Genomic DNA, 17,602 nt, shown 5'->3' on the forward strand with positions numbered 1-17,602 from the left:
ATCGGCGCGCATCCGACGCACCCGGACCGACGGCGCGCGAACGCTTGGCCGAGACGCCCGGACCGGCGGCGTACGGACGCTTCCGGCGGTTCGCCGGCCGCTAGGGGCCCTTCAGGTGTCCGTTCAGGTAAAGGTCCCAGAGCCGAAGCTGCCGGTCCCAGCGCTCCCGGAGCGTCCGGGCCGCCGACGTCGCCCACCGTGACGTCGCCGTCCGCAGCAGCACCACGGTCAGGGCGGAGGTCACCGCCTGGGTCGTCAGGGCGAGCAGGAATGCGACGAGCACGGCACTCACTCCCGGGCCGCGTTGCGAGGGGTCCCGTTGGTCGATCAGTATGCGCGCCGCGCGGATGCCGGTGAAGCGACGAAATGTGCGGGCAGTCTGAAGCCGGGCTGAACGCTCGGCGGCGCCGGAACCCGGGCTCGCAGAGCTTCCGCGCTCGCGTTGCCGCGCGCTCCGACTCCCCCGCGCTCCTGCGGCCTCAGAGCTCCAGGCGCCAGGTCTGCTCGACGAGATCGTGGCCGAAGCTGTGGTGCGGCCCTTCCTTCACCAGCTCGAAGCCGGCCCGCTCGTAGATCCTGCGGGCCGCGGTGAGCACGTCGTTGGTCCACAGCGTCAGCTCGCGGTAGCCGGTCCGGCGGGCGAACTCGACGCACTCTCCGACCAGGGCGGCGCCGACTCCCCGCCCGCGCGCGGTGGGCTCGACCAGCAGCAGGCGCAGCTTGGCGACCTGGTCGGTATCGCGTACGCAGAACACGCACCCCACCGGCTCGCCGTTCACCTCGGCGATCCAGGCGGCGTCGCCGGGGCCGCGGCCCTCGACGTAGTCGGCGACGATGCGGGCGACCAGCGCCTCGAAGGTCTCGTCCCATCCGTACTCGGCGGCGTACAGGGCTCCGTGTCGCTGGACCACCCAGCCGAAGTCGCCCGGCGACGGTGCGCGCAGCAGGACCTCGGCGTGTTCGGCCGCCGGTGCGGTTTTCATGGAACGCCCCCGATCACGCGATGACTCTGAGTGACGCAACGATAGCGCAGGGCCCCGGCCGGGGCGGAATCCGGTGCCGTACGGAGCGCCTCCCCCGCGGAGACCGGCGGACTCATCCGGTCAGCAGGATGCCCGCCAGGGCTCCGGCGAGCATGAACGGCCCGAACGGGATCTCGGTCTTCCGCGATCCCCGGCGCGTGATCAGCAGCGCCGCGGCGTACAGGCCGCCGAGCACGAATCCGGCGAGCACGCCGAGCCACCACGCCGCCGCGCCGAGCCAGCCGAGGTAGAGGCCGAGAACGCCGGACAACTTGACGTCGCCCCAGCCGATCGCTCCCGGCGCGACCAGGTGCTGCACGGCGTACAGGACCCACAGCACCGCCAGCCCGATCGCGGCGTGCCCGAGGCGTACGGGACGGCCGCCGGTGAGCACGGCGACGCACAGCAGCGCCGGTCCGATGAGGTAGGACGGCAGGGTGTACGGGTCGGGGAGGCGTTTGACCGCGACGTCGACGAAGGCCAGGAGCGACCCGACGGCGGCGAGGTAGAGGAAGGCGGGCAGCTCGGCCCGCCCGGCGAAGCGCCAGGCCAGCGCCCCGAACGTCACGGCCATGGTCAGCGCGACACCGGGCCGCGCCCATCGCGCGGGGCGTTCGAAGTAGCGCTCGGCCAGCGGCGCGGCGAGCCAGCCGGCGATCGCTCCGCCGAGGGCGCACAGCGGCACCAGCCAGATGTCCACCGATCCGCCTCCCCGTCACCGCCCGACCGGAGAATAGCGGCCCCGGCCGCGGGGCGCGGTTGCCCGAGTCCGGTCCACGTTCGCCACGGCGCACATAGAGTTAGCCCATGGTGGATGCCGGATCAGTCGTTGACCTGCTCAAAGATGCCCGTGATCGGCGCAACGCCTCGCTGATCCTGGAGTTGGACCTGACCGACGGGATCGTGGAGGGACAGCCGGCCGACCCGGTGTCGGCCCTGCTCAGCATGCGCCGTACCCATCTGCGCGACGTCCTCGGAGGCCTGCGCCGCGCCCGTACGGACCCGCGGGTCCGCGCGCTCGTCGTCAGGATCGGCGGTCACCGTCTCGGGCTGGCGATGGCCCAGGAGCTGCGCGACGCGGTCCGCGCGTTCCGCGACGCGGGCAAGCTCGCGGTGGCGTGGGCGGAGTCGTTCGGCGAGACCGGCCGTGGCACCGTGCCGTACTACCTGGCGACCGCGTTCGAGCGGATCTACCTCCAGCCGTCCGGCGACCTGGCGCTCACCGGGGTCGCGCTGGAGGAGCCGTTCTTCAACGAGGCGCTCGGCAAGATCGGTGTCACGCCGCGCTTCGCGAAGCGCCACGAGTACAAGACGGCCGCCAACACGTTCATGGAGCGGGCCTACACGCCCGAGCACAAGGAGATGTCCGGCCGCCTGGTCGCCTCGGCCGGCGAACAGGTGGTGGCGGGCGTCGCCGAGGGGCGCGGGCTCTCGCCGGAGCGCGTGCGCGAGCTGATCGACCGCGCGCCGCTCCTGGGCGCCGAGGCGCTCGACGCCGGGCTGGTCGACAAGCTGGCCTACCGCGACGAGGTGTACGCCGACGTGCGCGCGGCCGTGGGCGACGCCGACGCGCGGCTGCGTTACATCGCCCGCTACAACCGCGCCCAGGGGCTGGCCAAACGGCTGCCGCGGCAGCGGCAGCAGGGGGTCGCGCTGATCCAGGGCCAAGGACCGATCCGGCTCGGCCGCAGCGGGCGCGGCGCCCTGCCCGGGCAGGGTTCGTCCATGGGATCGGACACGATCGCCACGGCCATCCGCGCGGCGGTGCGCGACGACAAGATCAAGGCGATCGTGTTCCGCGTCGACTCCCCCGGCGGCTCGTACGTCGCCTCCGACACGATCTGGCGCGAGATCGTGCTGGCCCGCAAGGCCGGCAAGCCGGTGGTCGTGTCGATGGGCAACGTCGCCGCGTCCGGCGGATACTTCGTCGCCGCCCCCGCCACCGTGATCGTCGCCCAGCCGGGCACGCTCACCGGCTCCATCGGCGTCGTGTTCGGCAAGCCCGTCGTCGGCGACCTGCTCGGCCGGCTCGGCATCGGCCTGGACAGCGTCGAGCAGGGCGCGCACGCGCGGATGTACGCCCCGACCCGTGACTTCACCGAGGAGGAGTGGGGCCGGGTCAACTCCTTCCTGGACCGCATCTACGACGACTTCGTCGGCAAGGTGGCCGAGGGCCGCGACCTGCCGCGCGAACGCGTCGACGCCCTGGCGCGCGGCCGTGTCTGGACCGGCGCGGACGCCCACGAGCGGGGGCTGGTGGACGAACTGGGCGGTCTCGGGCAGGCACTGGACCTGGCCCGCAAGAAGGCGGGACTGGCGGTGGACGCCCCGGTGCGCCTGTACCCGCACGTGTCGCCGGTCGACCGGCTGCGCCCGGCGGAGTCGAGCGAGGACCGCACGGCCGCCACCGCCCGCCTCGACGCCTGGGGCCCGCTGACCGCCGTCGCGTCCCGCGTGGGGCTGCCGTCCGGCGGGCCGCTGATGCTGCCGGGCACGTGGGAGATCGTGTGACGGCACCGCCGTCCGGTCGCCGAAAGGGCGGCGGAGCGGTGGCGGGCGCCGCCGGCCCGACGCCGCACCTGCCCGGCGGTCACCCGAGCGTCGCCGGGCCGGGCCTCCACCGGTCCTTCGTCGTTTCGCCTCAGGGGCACGGCCCCGCGGAACCCTCGATCTGAGGGGAGGATTCGCCATGGAGGAGGTCCCGTCGCGGGACTTCACCGACGCGCTCGCGACCTTCGCGACCGGCGTCGTGGTGGTGACCGTACGCGACGGGCGGGACGACATCGGCACCACGCTGACGGCGTTCTCGTCCGTGTCGCTCGACCCGCCGCTGGTCATGATCGCGGTGGCGAACGAGTCCTACCTCGCCGAGGTGCTCGACCGGTGCGACCGCTGGGCGGTGACCGTGCTGTCGGCGGAACAGCGGGCCATCGCCGGCCGGTTCGCGGCGGCCGGACGCCCGAGCGCCCGGCTGCTCATCGCGAGCGTCCCGCATCACCGGGGGCGGCTGTCCGACGCCCTGATCGCGGACGACGGCCTGGCCGCGCTCGAGTGCGAGACCCGGCAGCGGGTGCCGGCCGGCGACCATGTGCTCTTCATCGCCGAGGTCCTCTCGGTCGAGTACATCGCCGCCGGCCGGCCTCCCTTGATCCGCGTCAACCGCCGATACCGGTGACCATGATGACGACCAGCACGAGGGCGCAGATGCCGAAGAGGGCGTTCATCGTCTCCTTCATGCGCAGTCCGCGCATGGTCGCGATGCGGGCCTTGTAGCTGCCCCACATCTGGTGGGCCTGACGCGCGCGCTCGGAACGCATTCCGATGAACACGGCGACGACCACTACGATCAGGATAAGCACGAGAGTCACCTCCTTTACGGAAGAACAGCTCCCGTCTACTCTTCCGTTGAACGTAATATTAACGCATTATCACACCATTTCCAATAGGCTTTAATAAATGCAATGACGCAGGTCGCCTACTGTTTATTTGCCATGAAGTAAGACGGCAGCATGCCATTCTTCATATTCCAGAATGCGTCCACGCGTCGTGCGTACCGCCGGGCCGCCTCCCACCGCGATGCCTCCCCGCGTCCCGCCTCCCTGCGTCCCGCCGCCCCGCGTCCCGCCGCCGCGCGTCCCGCCTGCCCGCGCGGTGCCGGTGGCCGCACCGCCGCCTGTCGCCGCGCCCGGCGGCGTCGGGCCGACCGGCACCGCACGGTCTCGCCGGTGGCCAGGTGGCGAAAAGCCGAGACGCATACCGCCGGGCCGGCCCCGGCCCGAGACTGGCCGAATCCCCTGTTCCGGCGACTGAAAATGATCGCTTCGCCCCAGGCGATTTCGGCATCCACCTGCGGTGACAAGGAACCCGGAGGCCGTCGTTAAGTCCGCGCCGCCTCGCGTTTTCGGCCGGGGCGGCATTTCATTGGAACGATCCCGTCATGATCAATTGATGTGACGTTCCGGGTCGCCGGGTGGACGCTTGCCACCTCGCTCAAAACAGGTATGGCACATTGCCACCTCGCTGATTTAATCTAAGCGCGTTGGAAGGCAGCGATGAGCGAGATGTCCGGTAGCCCCCCGGACACTCGATCGTCGCCCGCGAGGGGAGAGATGGCCTTGGACCCCGGCCCCGTCGTTCAGCGCGCACGCCTCACCGCCGAGCTCCAGCGGCTCCGGCGTGACGCCGGCAAGACCCAGGATGAGGTCGCCCGGGCACTCGACTGGTCGGCGTCGAAGCTGATCCGCATCGAGGGCGGCAACGTCCGCATCTCGACGACTGACCTTCACGCGTTACTCCGCCACTACGGCGTGACCGACGAGGAGCGGATCGCGGAGCTGTCCAAGCTGGCCCGCGGCGCGCGCGAACGCGGCTGGTGGACGCTCTACCGCGAGCATCTGGACGACGCCTACTCGACCTACCTGGGATACGAGCTCGGCGCCTCGTTCATTCGCTCGTTCAGCCCGCTGCTCGTCCCCGGCCTGTTGCAGACGGAGGACTACGCGCGGGCGCTGACCATCGAGTACAAGCCCCAGCCGGTCGCCGAGACGGTGATCGAGGTCCGCATGCAGCGCCAGGACAAGATGTTCAGCCGGGAGGACCTCCCGCAACAGCACTACGTCCTGGACGAGGCCGTCATCCGGCGCAGAGTCGGCGGCCAGCGCGACCAGGGCATCATGCCGCGCCAGCTCGCCCATCTGCTCGAGCTCGCCCGCCGGCCCGACATCACGATCGAGCTGATCCCCTTCGAGAAGGGCGCGCATTTCGGCATGCGCGGGGAGTTCACCGTGCTCGGATTCGAGATGGGCCCGCCCGGCGTGCTGTACCTGGAGAATACGCAAAGGTCGGTGACGGTCACCGACAGCGAAGAGGTGGCCGAATATCTCGAGGCGTTCGATCACCTGCGCCAGTTGGCGCTGCGCGAGGACGAGACCATCGAGTTCATCAAAGCGGCCGCCGCACAAATGAAAGGCGATACGGCCGCCGAACAGATGAACGACGAGGACGCGGCCCCGGTGGGTTGAGGCGGTTGCGGCGACCGCCGGCCGTCACCGGGCGATGTCGCCCTCCGTGCCGATCGGCGCGTCGGCCGGCCGAGGGTGGGGCATCGCGACGCGAGCGGCCTCCACACAGCCGCCGCCACCACTGCGCGAGCCTTTTCGCCAAGGTTCGGCGAGTATGAGCGAATCTGGATCGGCCGCCATTGCCCTCTCCTCAAACTTCACATGGGCTGCCGCGGGCAGCCCACTAATAGTCACGCAGAGTAATACCCGCATGTATGTGCGTCGAAAGCTACGGGCGGACCGAATCTACTAGAGCCGCGCCGACGGACGAAGGATGATCGGCAAACTCGCGCGGAAGATCACTTCGCGCCGGCGGGGCGGGCTTACGGCAGCACCCGGCGACCGCGGCCACCGCCACCTCCCTCCACCGGCCGGCGCCGGCAAGGAGGCTGGCGAGGACACACGAGTCAGTGTCAGATGCCCGCGTAACCGACATAAGCGATAAGCGGCGTCATGACCATGACACACCAATGACCCGCCATTTGGCGCGTCCTAAATACCCTTGAACTCGCCCCATGCAGGAAGAATGGCCATGACCACCACTCTTACCTAGAGTGACTCACTTAGCCCTCTGGGATAAGTTCACAGGCCATTAGTGACACTTGTCCCTAGGTTTCACCGCCCCGGGCCTGCGAGTCTCTGATCTCGGAACGAACGGTCGCATCCGACGTTCGCCCCCGGTGTTCGACGAGCAGAGGAAGCCGCGGTGGAAAAGCAGTACGAGGTGTATTGCCAGAAAGACAGGCTCTTCTATGACGTCCTCGACGGACAGGAGAGCCCGGCTTTCGCCATCGTCGACGACCCGCTCCCCGAGGGTTGGCAGCGCGTGCGGAACGGTGAATGGGTCGTCTACGTCCCGCCGGCGCAGGACATTCCCGCCCAGGGCTGGAAGATCCACGTCTCCGCCGGCCACGAGAACGCCTCCGACGTGCTCGTACGCGTCCGCGACCACTGTGTCCCCCGCGGCGTCTCCTTCAAACACCTGCGCAGCGTGAACATGCTGCTCATGCGGAATGCGAAATACTCGCCGCGGGGCGCCAGCGGAAAACTCGTCACCATCTACCCGCGCGACGAGGCGGAGTTCGCGACCCTTCTCGCCGAGCTCGGGGACCTTCTCCGGGGAGAGCCCGGACCGTACATTCTCAGCGACCTCCGGATCGGCGAAGGCCCCCTTTATGTCCGATACGGCGGGTTCATCGAGCGCCATTGTGAGGACGAGGACGGCCGGCTGGTGGCCGCGATCGAGGACGGCGAAGGACGCCTCGTCCCCGACCGTCGCAACCCGGTCTTCACCGTGCCCTCCTGGGTGACGCTGCCCGCCTGCCTCGCCCCGCACCTGGAGGCGCGCAACGCCGTCACCATGACCGGCGTCCCGTACGAGATCAAAGAGGCGCTGCACTTCTCCAACGGCGGCGGTGTGTACGTCGCCGAGGACACCCGTACGGGCCGGAAGGTGGTGCTCAAGGAGGGCCGGCCGCACGCCGGGCTCGCCTCCGACGGCGCCGACGCCGTCACGCGGCTCAGGCGGGAGTACGACATCCTCCGGCTCCTCGCCGGCGTCGAGGGGGTGCCCGCCGCGCTCGACTACTTCGTCGTCGGCGAGCATCACTTCCTCGTCGAGGAACTCGTCGAGGGCCGCCCGCTGAACACCTTCTTCGCCCTGCGGCACCCGCTCCTGGACCCCGAGCCGGACCCGGGCGACCTCGCCGCGTACGCCGACTGGGCGATGAAGATCTACGCGGGCACGGAACGGATCATCGAGAAGGTGCACGCGCGCGGAGTCGCCTTCAACGACCTGCACATGTTCAACATCATGGTGGCGCCCGACGACACGGTGTCCCTGATCGACTTCGAGGCGGCGGCGCCCGTGGCCGAGCAGCGGCGGCAGACCCTCGCCAACCCCGGCTTCCTGGCGCCGCCCGACCGGCGCGGCACGGCCGTCGACCGGTACGGCCTCGCCTGTCTGAAGATCGCGCTGTTCACGCCGACCACGAACCTGTTCATGCTCGACCTCGCCAAGGCCGCGCACCTGGCCGAGGTGATCGCCGAATGGTTCCCCGTCCCCGAGGGGTACCTCCAGCAGGCGGTCGAGGAGATCACCCGGGGCGGACCGGGCCGGCACCCGATCCCCCGGTTCGCCCCGGAGCCAGCCGGCTGGGAGGACGCGCGTGGCGCTCTCGCCACGGCGATCCTCGCCAGCGCCACACCGGATCGCGACGACCGGCTGTTCCCCGGCGACATCCAGCAGTTCGGCAGCGGCGGGCTCGGCCTGGCGTACGGCGCCGCCGGGGTCCTGTACGCCCTCGACGTCACCGGCCACGGCGTACGGCCCGAGCACGTGGAGTGGCTCGCCGGCCACGCGACGGACCCGCCGCGCGGCACCGGCCTCGGCCTGTACGACGGGCTGCACGGCGCCGCGTACGGCCTGGCCCACCTCGGGCGGCTCGACGTCGCGGCCCGGGTGATCGACATCTGCCTCGGCGAGCGCTGGGAGAAGCTCGGCGCCGACCTGCACGGCGGCCTGTCCGGCATCGCCCTCAACCTGGACCATCTCGCCGGCGTGCTGTCCTCACCGGCCCTGCGCGACGCGGCGGACCGCGCGGCGCGGATCGTCGCGGACCACGTCGCGACCGCCGACGGCACACCGGCCCGGCCGGGGCTGATGCGCGGCATGTCCGGTCCGGCCCTGATGCTGATCCGCAGGTACGAGCGCACCGGCGAGACGGAGTTGCTCGACCTCGCGGCCCGCGCCATCGGGCTCGACCTCGACGGGTGCACGACCGACAAGAACGGCGCGCTGCACGTCGGCGACGGCGCCCGCCTCCTGCCCTATCTCTCGCGGGGCAGCGTCGGGATCGGCATGGTCATCGACGACTACCTCGCCCACCGCGAGGACGAACGCCTCCGCGAGGCCGCGGACCGGATCCGCACCGCCGCGCTGACGCGCTACTACGCCCAGTCCGGGCTGTTCAGCGGGCGTGCCGGGATGCTGCTCCACCTCGCGCGCCGGCGCGACACGCGGGCCGCCATGCACGTACGCGACCTGTCCTGGCACGCGCTCTCGTACGGCGGCGGGCTGGCCTTCCCGGGCGAGAACCTGCTGCGGATGTCGATGGACCTGGGCACCGGGACGGCGGGGGTGCTGCTGGCGATCGGCGCGGCGCTGCACGACCAGCCGGTCCACCTGCCGTTCCTCGCGGCACCGAGACTTCCCGCGAGAACCCTCGCGGGGACGGCGACGACCTACACGGCAAGGAGGTGACACGACGATGGCGCTTCTGGACATGCAGGGGATGGACACCCCCGGCGGCCACGGTGGCGGCGGCGAGGCCAACAGCACGCTCAGCCTGCTCTGCCACAGCTCCAACAGCATTGTGCTCTGCCTCTGATGACCGGTCTTCCCGGTCGGAGACATCTCTCGACGTGAGGAGGTGACACGACGATGGCGCTTCTCGACATGCAGGGGATGGACACCCCCGGCGGCCACGGTGGCGGCGGCGAGGCCAACAGCACGCTCAGCCTGCTCTGCCACAGCTCCAACAGCATTGTGCTCTGCCTCTGATGCCTGCCCCGTGGCCCTGTAGCCATGGCAGGACCACGACAGCACTAGGAGACCGATGACGGCGAGCAGGCTTGTGATCCGGACCGTCCGCTACGGCGGAGTCTGGGCGAGCCTGCTCGCTGTCACCTCCCTGCTCGAGGCGGGGGCCACGCTCCTCCTGCCCGCCGTGCTCGGCCGCGCCGTGGACGGCGTGCTCGGCGGCTCACGCTCCCTCACCTGGCCTCTCGTGTACGCGGGCCTGGTCGCGGTCTCGATGACCTGCGACGCGCTCACCGACCTGTCGATCGGCACCGGCACGGCCGCCGCGACGGCGCGGCTCCGGCACCTGTTCACCCGGCACGTCCTGCGGCTCGGCCCGTCCGCGGGCCTGCCCGCCGGCGACCTGACGAGCCGGGCGGTCACCGCGACCGCGGACACCGCGTACGCCCCGTCCGCCGCGATCCTGACGGCCACCGCGGTCGTCCCGCCGCTCGGCGGGGTGATCGCCCTCATTCTTCTCGACCCCTGGCTGGCGCTGACGTTCGGTCTCGGGCTGCCCGCGATCGTCGCGCTGCTGCGCGCGTTCGTGCGCGACACCTCCGCGGTCGTCGGCCGCTATCTGGAGGCGCAGGGTCGGATCGCCACGCGACTGGTGGAGACTCTGGCGGGGAACCGCACGGTCGCCGCCGCCGGCACCGCCGAGCGTGAGGCCGCGCGGGTGCTCGCCCCGCTGCCCGACCTGGCCGCGCACGGGCACGCGACCTGGCGGATCCAGGCGACGATCTCCGGACGCGGCACGCTGGCCGTCCCCCTCCTGCGGGTCGCGGTGCTCGCCGTCGCCGGTTACGAGCTTTCCCGGGGACGGCTCACCGCCGGTGGGCTGCTCGCCGGCACGCAGTACGCGGGGCTCGGCGCGGACATCGGCCCGGTGATCGCCCAGCTCGGGCGCCTGGCGCGCGCCCGCGCCGGCGCCGCCCGGCTCGCCCCGGTGCTGGACCAGGCACCGCCCGCGTACGGTCCGGCGTCCCTGCCCGACGGCCCCGGGCTGCTGGAGTTTCGCGGTGTGTCGGCCGCCTCGGTGCTCGACGGCCTGGACCTGGTCGTCCCGGGCGGCGGCGCGGTGGCCGTCGTCGGGCGCTCGGGCGGCGGCAAGTCGCTGCTCGCCGCTCTGGCCGGACGGCTGGCCGACCCCGACGACGGCGAGGTCCTGCTCGACGGGGTGCCCCTGACGTCGCTGGAGCACGGCGCGCTGCGGGACGCCGTCGGGTACGCCTTCGCGCGGCCCGCGCTGTTCGGCGACACGATCGCCGAGGCGATCGGCGGCGACGCCGAGACGGCCGCCCGCGCGGCGTGCGCGGACGCCTTCATCCGCCGACTGCCGCTCGGCTACCGCACACCGCCGTCGGAGGCTCCGATGTCCGGCGGTGAGCTGCAGCGGCTGGGGCTGGCGCGGGCCTTCGCCCATCCCGGCCGGGTCCTCATCCTCGACGACGCCACCTCCAGCCTGGACACCGTGACCGAGACGCAGGTCGGCGACGTGCTGACCCGCGACGGCCGGACCCGTCTGATCATCGCCCACCGCGTCGGCACGGCCGCCCGGGCGGATTTGGTCGCCTGGCTCGACGGCGGGACGGTGCGCGCCTGCGCGCCGCACCGGGAGCTGTGGCCGGACCCGGAGTACCGCGAGGTCTTCGGTGAGTGACCATCCGGCGCGTGCTGACGGCCGCACTAAGGCGCCGGCCGCACGCGCTGTGCGGCCGGGCCCGGAGTACCGCGAGGTGTTCGGTGAGTGACCATCGGGTGCGCGCCCGGCGCGTCCTCGCGGCCGCGCTGCGGCGCCGGCGGCGCGCGCTGGTGATGTTCGGCCTGTGGTCCGCACTCGGCGCGGTGCCCGTGCTGGTCTTCGGCCGCTCGGTCGCGGGCGCCACCGACGCGTTCCTGGCGCACCGGACGTGGCCCGCGCTGGCCTGGCTGGGCGCCCTGGCCGGCGGGGCCGCGGTCGGCGCGGTGGGCGCCGCGCGGGCGTACGGGCCGCTGGCCGCGATCGTCGAACCGTTCCGCGACGCGCTCGTCCGCCACGTCGTGCGCGGCGCCGTACACGAGTCGGTCCGTACGGGGCGGGCGGACGACGGCGCCGTCGCCCGGCTGACCCAGCAGGTGGAGATCGTCCGTGACACGTTCTCGGGCCTGCTGTCGATCGCGTCCGGCTTCGCGTTCACGCTGGCGGGCGCGCTGATCGGGTTGCTGACGCTGATGCCGGTGACGCTCCTGCTGGTGGTGCCGCCGGTCGTGGCGGGGCTCGGGCTGTTCCTCGGGCTCGTCGCCCGGTCGGTCCGGCGGCAGCGGGAGCTGATCCTGGCCGAGGAGCGGATCGCCGAGTCGGCCACCGCCCTGGCGGGTGGGCTGCGCGACATCACGGCGTGCGGTACGGAGGAGGCCGTGGCGGCCTCGGCCGGGCGGCTGATCGACCTCCAGGCCGCGGCGGCGCGGTCGATGGCCCGGCTGGCGGCGGGCCGTACGGTCGCACTGGCCGTGGGCGGACGGCTGCCGCTGCTACTCGTGCTGGCGGCGGCGCCGTGGCTCGTACGGCGTGGCGCGACGCCCGGGGTCGTGCTCGGCTCGCTGACGTACGTGCTGCAGGGGCTGTCCCCCGCGCTCGCCACGGTCATCCGGGGCGTGGGCGGCAGCGGGCTGCGGCTGGCCGTGACGCTCGACCGCGTGATGTCGGCCGCCGAGGTGCCGCCGGTCCCGCGCCCGAGCCGGGCCGGCGGGAGCGAACTGGCGCTGTGCCGGGTGACCTACGCGTACGGGCCGGACGCCGAGCCCGTGATCGACGATCTGTCCCTGCGGGTGCCGGAGGGCGACCACCTGGCCGTCGTCGGCCCGAGCGGCATCGGCAAGTCCACGCTGTCGCGCCTCGCCGCCGGGCTCCTCGCGCCGGTGCGGGGGTCGGTCACGCTGGGCGGGGTGCCGGCCGCCGAGGCCGACCCGTCGGTCCGCGCGCTGATACCGCAGGAGGCGTACGTCTTCGGCGGAACGTTCCGGGAGAACCTGTCCTACCTGCGGCCGGGCGCCTCCGACCACGCGCTGGACCACGCCGTCGCCGCCGTGGGGGCCACGCCGCTGGCCGAGCGGCTGGGCGGCCTCGGCGGCACGGTCGACCCGGCGGCCCTGTCGGCCGGCGAGCGCCAGCTCATCGCGCTCGCCCGCGCGTACGTGTCACCGGCCCGGCTGGTGATCCTGGACGAGGCGACCTGTCACCTGGACGCCACGGCCGAGGAGCGCGCCGAGCGTGCCTTCGCCGCCCGGCCCGGCGCGCTCGTGGTGATCGCGCACCGGATGACGTCGGCCCGCCGGGCGCGTCGCGTCCTCGTCCTGGACGGCACCCGCGCCTGGCTCGGCGCGCACGAGGACCTGCTGGAGGACTGCCCCCTCTACCGGGAACTGCACGGCCACTGGACGACCGAAGGACAGGCGCCGGCGGTCCGCTGATCGCGCAGGCGGGTTCCAAAGGGTTTTTGAGACGGTCCCTGGTCAGAGCCAGCCCGCGTCGTCGGCGATGCGGATGGCGTCGACGCGGTTGCGGGCGCCGATCTTGCCGATGATCCGCGAGATGTGGTTGCGGACCGTGCGGACCGACAGGAACAGATGACCGGCGATCTCCGCCGACGACGCTCCCTGGGCGGCCAGCCGCAGTACGTCCACCTCGCGCTCGGTCAGCGGGCTCTCCGGGCGGTGGAGCGCGGCGAACGCCAGCTCCGAGTCGATCACCCGCTCCCCCTGGGCGACACGCCGGATCGCGTCGGCCAGGTCGGCCGGTGGCGTGTCGATGAGCAGAAAGCCCGTCACGCCGGCGGCGACGGCCCGGCGCAGGTCGCCCGGGCGGCGGCGGTTCGCCATGATCACGGTCGCGCAGGACCGCACCTCCTCGTGGAGGGATCGGACGACGGCGAAGCCGTCGTCCATGCACGCTCCGAGGATGACGACATCGGGTTCGAGTTCGAGTGCGGTCGGGAGCACCTTGTCGGCCGACTCCAGCGCCGCGACCACCTCCATGTCCGAATGTCCGGAAAGTAAGGCGACAAGGCCGCCTCTGACAAGGTTCATATTCTCGACGATGAGAATGTTGATCACTTTCGCCTCGTGGCATAGTCGATTTCGGCCGGACGAAATCAATTTCGTCGTCCGGGCAAACTTCTACCGGCAGCGTAAGAACGTACGCTCAGGTCGCGGATAACCGATACCGGTCCGCCTGAGGCCGCGAACGATCAAGGTCGCGCATCATGGACTCCCGAGGGGCTAGGGCCAGTGCACCACCCACAGTGGATGACGACCGGTGATCAGTCAACGCCCAACGGTGGCCGAGAAAGGTCCTGACGTCGGTGAATACTTCTCCCCGCAGCGAGCAGAAAGCTCTACTGCTCAATTTTAGGACGAATTGCCGTTCCGAAATTCAACGACCCGGCCATTGCGCGATACGCGCGCCACCTGCGGAACTCCCGGCCGGCAGGCGAGATGGATGTGTGACGGCGCGTCCAGTATCAGTACGTCCGCACGTGCGCCGGGGCGCAGGTGCGGACGTACTGATGGACGCGATGCTTATCAGCTGAAGGCGGGCCTCATGGCGTAGACGCGGTTGGGCTTGTTGTAGCCGACGAACACCCGCGTGCGAGTTCCGGCTTCCGCGACGGCGAGGCCCTCACTCTCACCGGCCTCGGGCACGTTGATCACCTCCAGGATGGCGCCCTTACGGCTCAGTACGGTGATCGTGTTGTTCGTGTAGTAGAGGATCTTGTCCCGAGCCATCTCCAGGCCCTGCGGAACTCCCTGACTCTCGAGCGTGAATTTCGATCGCACGGTGCCATCGAAGCCGGCGAAGGCGAAGACGAATGGGCCGTCATCGTCCGGGCCCGCGTGCACGAGCAGGCCGTCGCGCCGGTTGTCCACGGCGACCAGACCCGAGTTGCCAAGCGAGGCGAAGTCGATCGTTCGGATGACCTGCGGGTTCGCGGCGGCGATGTCGACGACGTGCACCTTGGTCGGGTTGGTCCCGCCTCCGGTGGCCACGTACAGGTGCCCGTCGCGGTCGCGGAAGCTCAGCTCGGCCGCGTGCCCTACGGCGAGTTGTGTGGTCTCCTTCAGCTTGTTCCCGGAGCCGTCGTACACCCGGATCACTCCGTGGCCGTCGCCCACGTCGAACCCGACGTAGTAGCGGCCACGGCGGTAGGCCAGGCCCTGCATGTTGTCGGTGTCGGGCAGCTCGAAAAGCTGGTCGAAGCCGTACGTGCTCGCCGACGCCGGTCTGGCGCCCACGACGATTCCGGCTCCGGCCAGCCCTGCCGCACCGGCGTATCCCAGCATTCTGCGGCGCGTGATCGCACCTTCCTGGCGTCCGGCCATGCGCTCTCTGCCTCCTGTTTCGATGAGATCCCGAGGTCATGTGGTGCGCGGGCTCAGGAGTGAGAAGGAGCTCCAAACATAACGGTTTTTATGATTTTTTCTCACCCCTACTGTTGCATACTTAACAGAGCTTGAGGTAGTCATGTCGACACGTCAAGACCCGATCACAAAGTCCCGAGAACTCCGAGGTCGGCGAGTCAGCGCGCCAGCTGGGACGCTCGTCGGATAGCGCTCCACTCGCCGGTGAGCCGCTTCTGAGCGATCACGACGTCGGAGCGTTGTGATATATAACATCGAAAGTTGCAGGTTCACGGCGAGTGAGATGAACTTACCGCTTACCGACAGCCCGACCGGCGGCACGAACCCCGCACGCAGGGTCGTCCGCCGAACGCCGTTCCGGAATTACACGGCCCGGCCGTTGCGCCATACGCGCGCCACCTGCGGAACCCCCGGCCGGTAGGCGAGATGGATGTGCGACGGCGCGTCCAACACCAGCACATCCGCACGTGCGCCGGGGCGCAGGTGCCCGACGTCCGTCCTGCGCAGCGCCTTCGCCCCGCCCTCGGTCGCCGCGCGCACGGCCTCCTCCGGCGTCATCCGCATCTCCCGTACGGCCAGCGCGACGCAGAAGGCCATGCTGGAGGAGTAGCACGAGCCCGGGTTGCAGTCGGTGGCCAGCGCGACCTCCGCCCCGGCGTCGATGAGCGCGCGGGCGTCCGGGTACGGCTGGCGGGTGGAGAACTCCACCGCCGGCAGCAGCGTCGCCACCGTCCGCGAGCCCGCCAGCGCGGCGACGTCCTCATCGGACAGGAAGGTGCAGTGGTCGGCCGAGGCGGCGTCGAACTCCACCGCGATGGCCACGCCCGGACCGTGCCCGAGCTGGTTCGCGTGCAGCCGTGGCACCAGCCCGGCCGCCCGCCCGGCGGTCAGGATCTCCCGCGTCTGGTCCGCGTCGAACGCCCCGCGTTCGCAGAAGACGTCGACGAACCTCGCGTGCGGCGCGCACGCCTCCAGCATCGGCCCGGTCACGAGCCGCACGTACTCTTCCGGCTCCATGTCCGCGGGCACCACGTGGGCGCCGAGGAACGTCACCTCGTCCACCAGCGAGGCCGCGATGCGCACGGCCCGCTCCTCCTGCTCGACGGTGAGGCCGTAGCCGGACTTGCACTCGACCGTCGTCGTCCCCTGCCGGGCCATCTCCCCGACGAGGCGCCGCACGTTGGCCGCCAGCTCAGCGTCGGAGGCGGCGCGCGTGCGCTCGACGGTGGTGCGGATGCCTCCGGCGGCGTACGGGCGGCCGCTCATCCGGGCGGCGAACTCCTCGGCTCGCTCCCCCGCGAACACCAGGTGCGCGTGGGAGTCCACGAACCCGGGCAGCACCGCGCGCCCGCCCGCGTCGTACGCCTCGTCGGCGGCGGGCGCCTGCCGCGACGGACCCGCCCACGCGATGCGCCCGCCGTCGATGACCAGCGCGGCGTCCTTCATCAGCCAGCGGTCCTCGGCCGCGCCGGCCAGCTCACCGATGTTCGTGATCACGGTGCTCACGCCGCCAGCATCCCACCGGCGAGACGGCATGCGGCACCCCCGCGACCCGCGCGCCGTCTCATATCCGAGACATCACGGGCGCAGGAGGACCCGGCCCCGGTTCTCCCGGCGCTCGATCATCCGGTGCGCCTCGGCGGCCTCCTCCAGGGGCAGGGTCCGGTGCACGCCGACGGTCAGCCGCTCACGCGCGTACAGGTCCCACAGCTCCTCCCGCTGCCGCGCGTACGCCTCCGGCCGCCCGGCCGCGAACGGCCGCATGGCGAAGCCGATCACCGACCGCCCGTGCGCCCGCAGCTCGTTCACGTCCACCGGGCGCCCCGCGCCGCTGTACGCGACGAGCCGCCCGAGCGGGGCCAGTGCGCGCAGCGCCGCCGCCTGCACCTCGCCGCCGACCCCATCGACCACGACGTCGGCGGGCTCGCCCCAGTCCTCGTCGTAGGCGACGACCGCGTCGGCGCCGAGGTCGTGCAGGAAGGCGGCCTTGGCCCGGTCGCCCACGGCCGCCACCACACGCGTGGCGCCCAGCTCCCGGGCGAGCTGCACGGCGAGGTGTCCCACGCCTCCGGCCGCGCCGGTGACCACCACCGACTCCCCCGCCCGTACGGCACCGGCGCGCAGGGCGCCCAGCGCCACCTGCCCGCCGCGGACGAGCCCGACCGCCCCGGCGTCGTCCACCGCGTCGGGCACCGGAAACGCGAACATCGCCGGAACGACCGCCAGCTCGGCGTACGCCCCGGTGAACGCCAGGGCCGCCACCCGCTCGCCGACCCGGCCGTCCAGCCCCGGCCCGGCCGCCACCACGCGGCCGACGACGTCACCGCCGGGCACGTGCGGCAGCGGAACGTCGGGGCCGTGCGTGAGCCGCACCACCGGGTACGTCACACCGGCCGCGCCGACCTCGACCAGCAGCTCGCCCTCGCCGGGCTCCGGCCGCGGCGCCTCCTCGACCTCGAGCACCTCCGGCCCGCCGTAGGAGCGGAAACAGACCCGGCGCATGCGACCTCCCCGAAACTTCAACACCGTTGAACTTCAAC

The 17,602-nt window shown here is 71.7% G+C and carries 16 protein-coding genes; 8 read left to right on the forward strand and 8 right to left on the reverse strand.

Annotated elements, in window-relative coordinates:
* Nucleotides 1–100: 100 nt before the first annotated feature.
* From ABEA10_RS22845 to ABEA10_RS22855, 3 genes are all read right to left on the reverse strand, one after another.
* Nucleotides 101–283 carry a hypothetical protein gene (locus ABEA10_RS22845; protein WP_345467048.1) on the reverse strand — a complete coding sequence of 61 codons (183 nt, stop codon included), beginning with the start codon at nucleotides 281–283 and terminating at the stop codon, nucleotides 101–103.
* A gap of 196 nt (nucleotides 284–479) precedes the next feature.
* A complete protein-coding gene (locus ABEA10_RS22850) occupies nucleotides 480–983 on the reverse strand; it encodes a GNAT family N-acetyltransferase (protein WP_345467051.1) in 504 nt (167 codons plus the stop codon).
* 112 nt (nucleotides 984–1,095) lie between these two features.
* Complete coding sequence (locus tag ABEA10_RS22855) at nucleotides 1,096–1,722, reverse strand: prepilin peptidase (RefSeq protein ID WP_345467054.1); 627 nt, start codon at nucleotides 1,720–1,722, stop codon at nucleotides 1,096–1,098.
* A gap of 107 nt (nucleotides 1,723–1,829) precedes the next feature.
* Between ABEA10_RS22855 and sppA the strand changes: the two genes are divergently transcribed.
* Entirely contained in the window at nucleotides 1,830–3,533 is a 1,704-nt protein-coding gene (gene sppA / locus ABEA10_RS22860) for a signal peptide peptidase SppA (protein ID WP_345467057.1), read from the forward strand.
* 178 nt (nucleotides 3,534–3,711) lie between these two features.
* Nucleotides 3,712–4,197 carry a flavin reductase family protein gene (locus ABEA10_RS22865; RefSeq protein WP_345467059.1) on the forward strand — a complete coding sequence of 162 codons (486 nt, stop codon included), beginning with the start codon at nucleotides 3,712–3,714 and terminating at the stop codon, nucleotides 4,195–4,197.
* Here the strand turns inward: ABEA10_RS22865 and ABEA10_RS22870 are convergent.
* On the reverse strand, nucleotides 4,178–4,381 hold the full coding sequence (locus ABEA10_RS22870) for a hypothetical protein (protein ID WP_345467061.1): 204 nt from the start codon (nucleotides 4,379–4,381) through the stop codon (nucleotides 4,178–4,180). The genes ABEA10_RS22865 and ABEA10_RS22870 overlap by 20 nt on opposite strands.
* A 750-nt stretch (nucleotides 4,382–5,131) precedes the next feature.
* On the opposite strand from ABEA10_RS22870, the gene ABEA10_RS22875 reads away from it, so the two are divergent.
* From ABEA10_RS22875 to ABEA10_RS22900, 6 genes are all read left to right on the forward strand, one after another.
* Nucleotides 5,132–6,043 (forward strand): helix-turn-helix domain-containing protein, encoded by a 912-nt coding sequence (locus ABEA10_RS22875; protein WP_329256059.1) that lies wholly within the window; start codon nucleotides 5,132–5,134, stop codon nucleotides 6,041–6,043.
* Nucleotides 6,044–6,788: 745 nt separating this feature from the next.
* Complete coding sequence (gene lanKC, locus ABEA10_RS22880; RefSeq protein WP_345467065.1) at nucleotides 6,789–9,344, forward strand: class III lanthionine synthetase LanKC; 2,556 nt, start codon at nucleotides 6,789–6,791, stop codon at nucleotides 9,342–9,344.
* Between the two features lie 7 nt (nucleotides 9,345–9,351).
* Nucleotides 9,352–9,471, forward strand: coding sequence for a SapB/AmfS family lanthipeptide (locus ABEA10_RS22885; protein ID WP_329256053.1), 120 nt, complete (start codon nucleotides 9,352–9,354; stop codon nucleotides 9,469–9,471).
* A 53-nt stretch (nucleotides 9,472–9,524) separates the two neighbouring features.
* On the forward strand, nucleotides 9,525–9,644 hold the full coding sequence (locus ABEA10_RS22890; RefSeq protein ID WP_329256053.1) for a SapB/AmfS family lanthipeptide: 120 nt from the start codon (nucleotides 9,525–9,527) through the stop codon (nucleotides 9,642–9,644).
* Nucleotides 9,645–9,699: 55 nt separating this feature from the next.
* Complete coding sequence (locus tag ABEA10_RS22895) at nucleotides 9,700–11,325, forward strand: ATP-binding cassette domain-containing protein (protein ID WP_345467070.1); 1,626 nt, start codon at nucleotides 9,700–9,702, stop codon at nucleotides 11,323–11,325.
* A gap of 83 nt (nucleotides 11,326–11,408) precedes the next feature.
* Nucleotides 11,409–13,115, forward strand: coding sequence for an ATP-binding cassette domain-containing protein (locus ABEA10_RS22900; RefSeq protein WP_345467072.1), 1,707 nt, complete (start codon nucleotides 11,409–11,411; stop codon nucleotides 13,113–13,115).
* A gap of 42 nt (nucleotides 13,116–13,157) precedes the next feature.
* Here ABEA10_RS22900 and ABEA10_RS22905 read toward each other — a convergent pair whose 3' ends face one another.
* The 4 genes from ABEA10_RS22905 to ABEA10_RS22920 form a co-directional block, all read right to left on the reverse strand.
* Nucleotides 13,158–13,757: a response regulator transcription factor gene (locus ABEA10_RS22905; protein WP_345467074.1), complete on the reverse strand. Its 600-nt coding sequence runs from the start codon at nucleotides 13,755–13,757 to the stop codon at nucleotides 13,158–13,160.
* Between the two features lie 468 nt (nucleotides 13,758–14,225).
* Complete coding sequence (locus tag ABEA10_RS22910; RefSeq protein WP_345467076.1) at nucleotides 14,226–15,023, reverse strand: hypothetical protein; 798 nt, start codon at nucleotides 15,021–15,023, stop codon at nucleotides 14,226–14,228.
* 402 nt (nucleotides 15,024–15,425) lie between these two features.
* Entirely contained in the window at nucleotides 15,426–16,598 is a 1,173-nt protein-coding gene (gene hutI / locus ABEA10_RS22915; protein ID WP_425550938.1) for an imidazolonepropionase, read from the reverse strand.
* Between the two features lie 42 nt (nucleotides 16,599–16,640).
* Nucleotides 16,641–17,564: a quinone oxidoreductase family protein gene (locus ABEA10_RS22920; RefSeq protein ID WP_345467078.1), complete on the reverse strand. Its 924-nt coding sequence runs from the start codon at nucleotides 17,562–17,564 to the stop codon at nucleotides 16,641–16,643.
* Nucleotides 17,565–17,602: the final 38 nt, after the last annotated feature.

The sequence above is a fragment of the Actinoallomurus oryzae genome (assembly GCF_039541955.1).
Lineage (GTDB): Bacteria > Actinomycetota > Actinomycetes > Streptosporangiales > Streptosporangiaceae > Actinoallomurus > Actinoallomurus oryzae.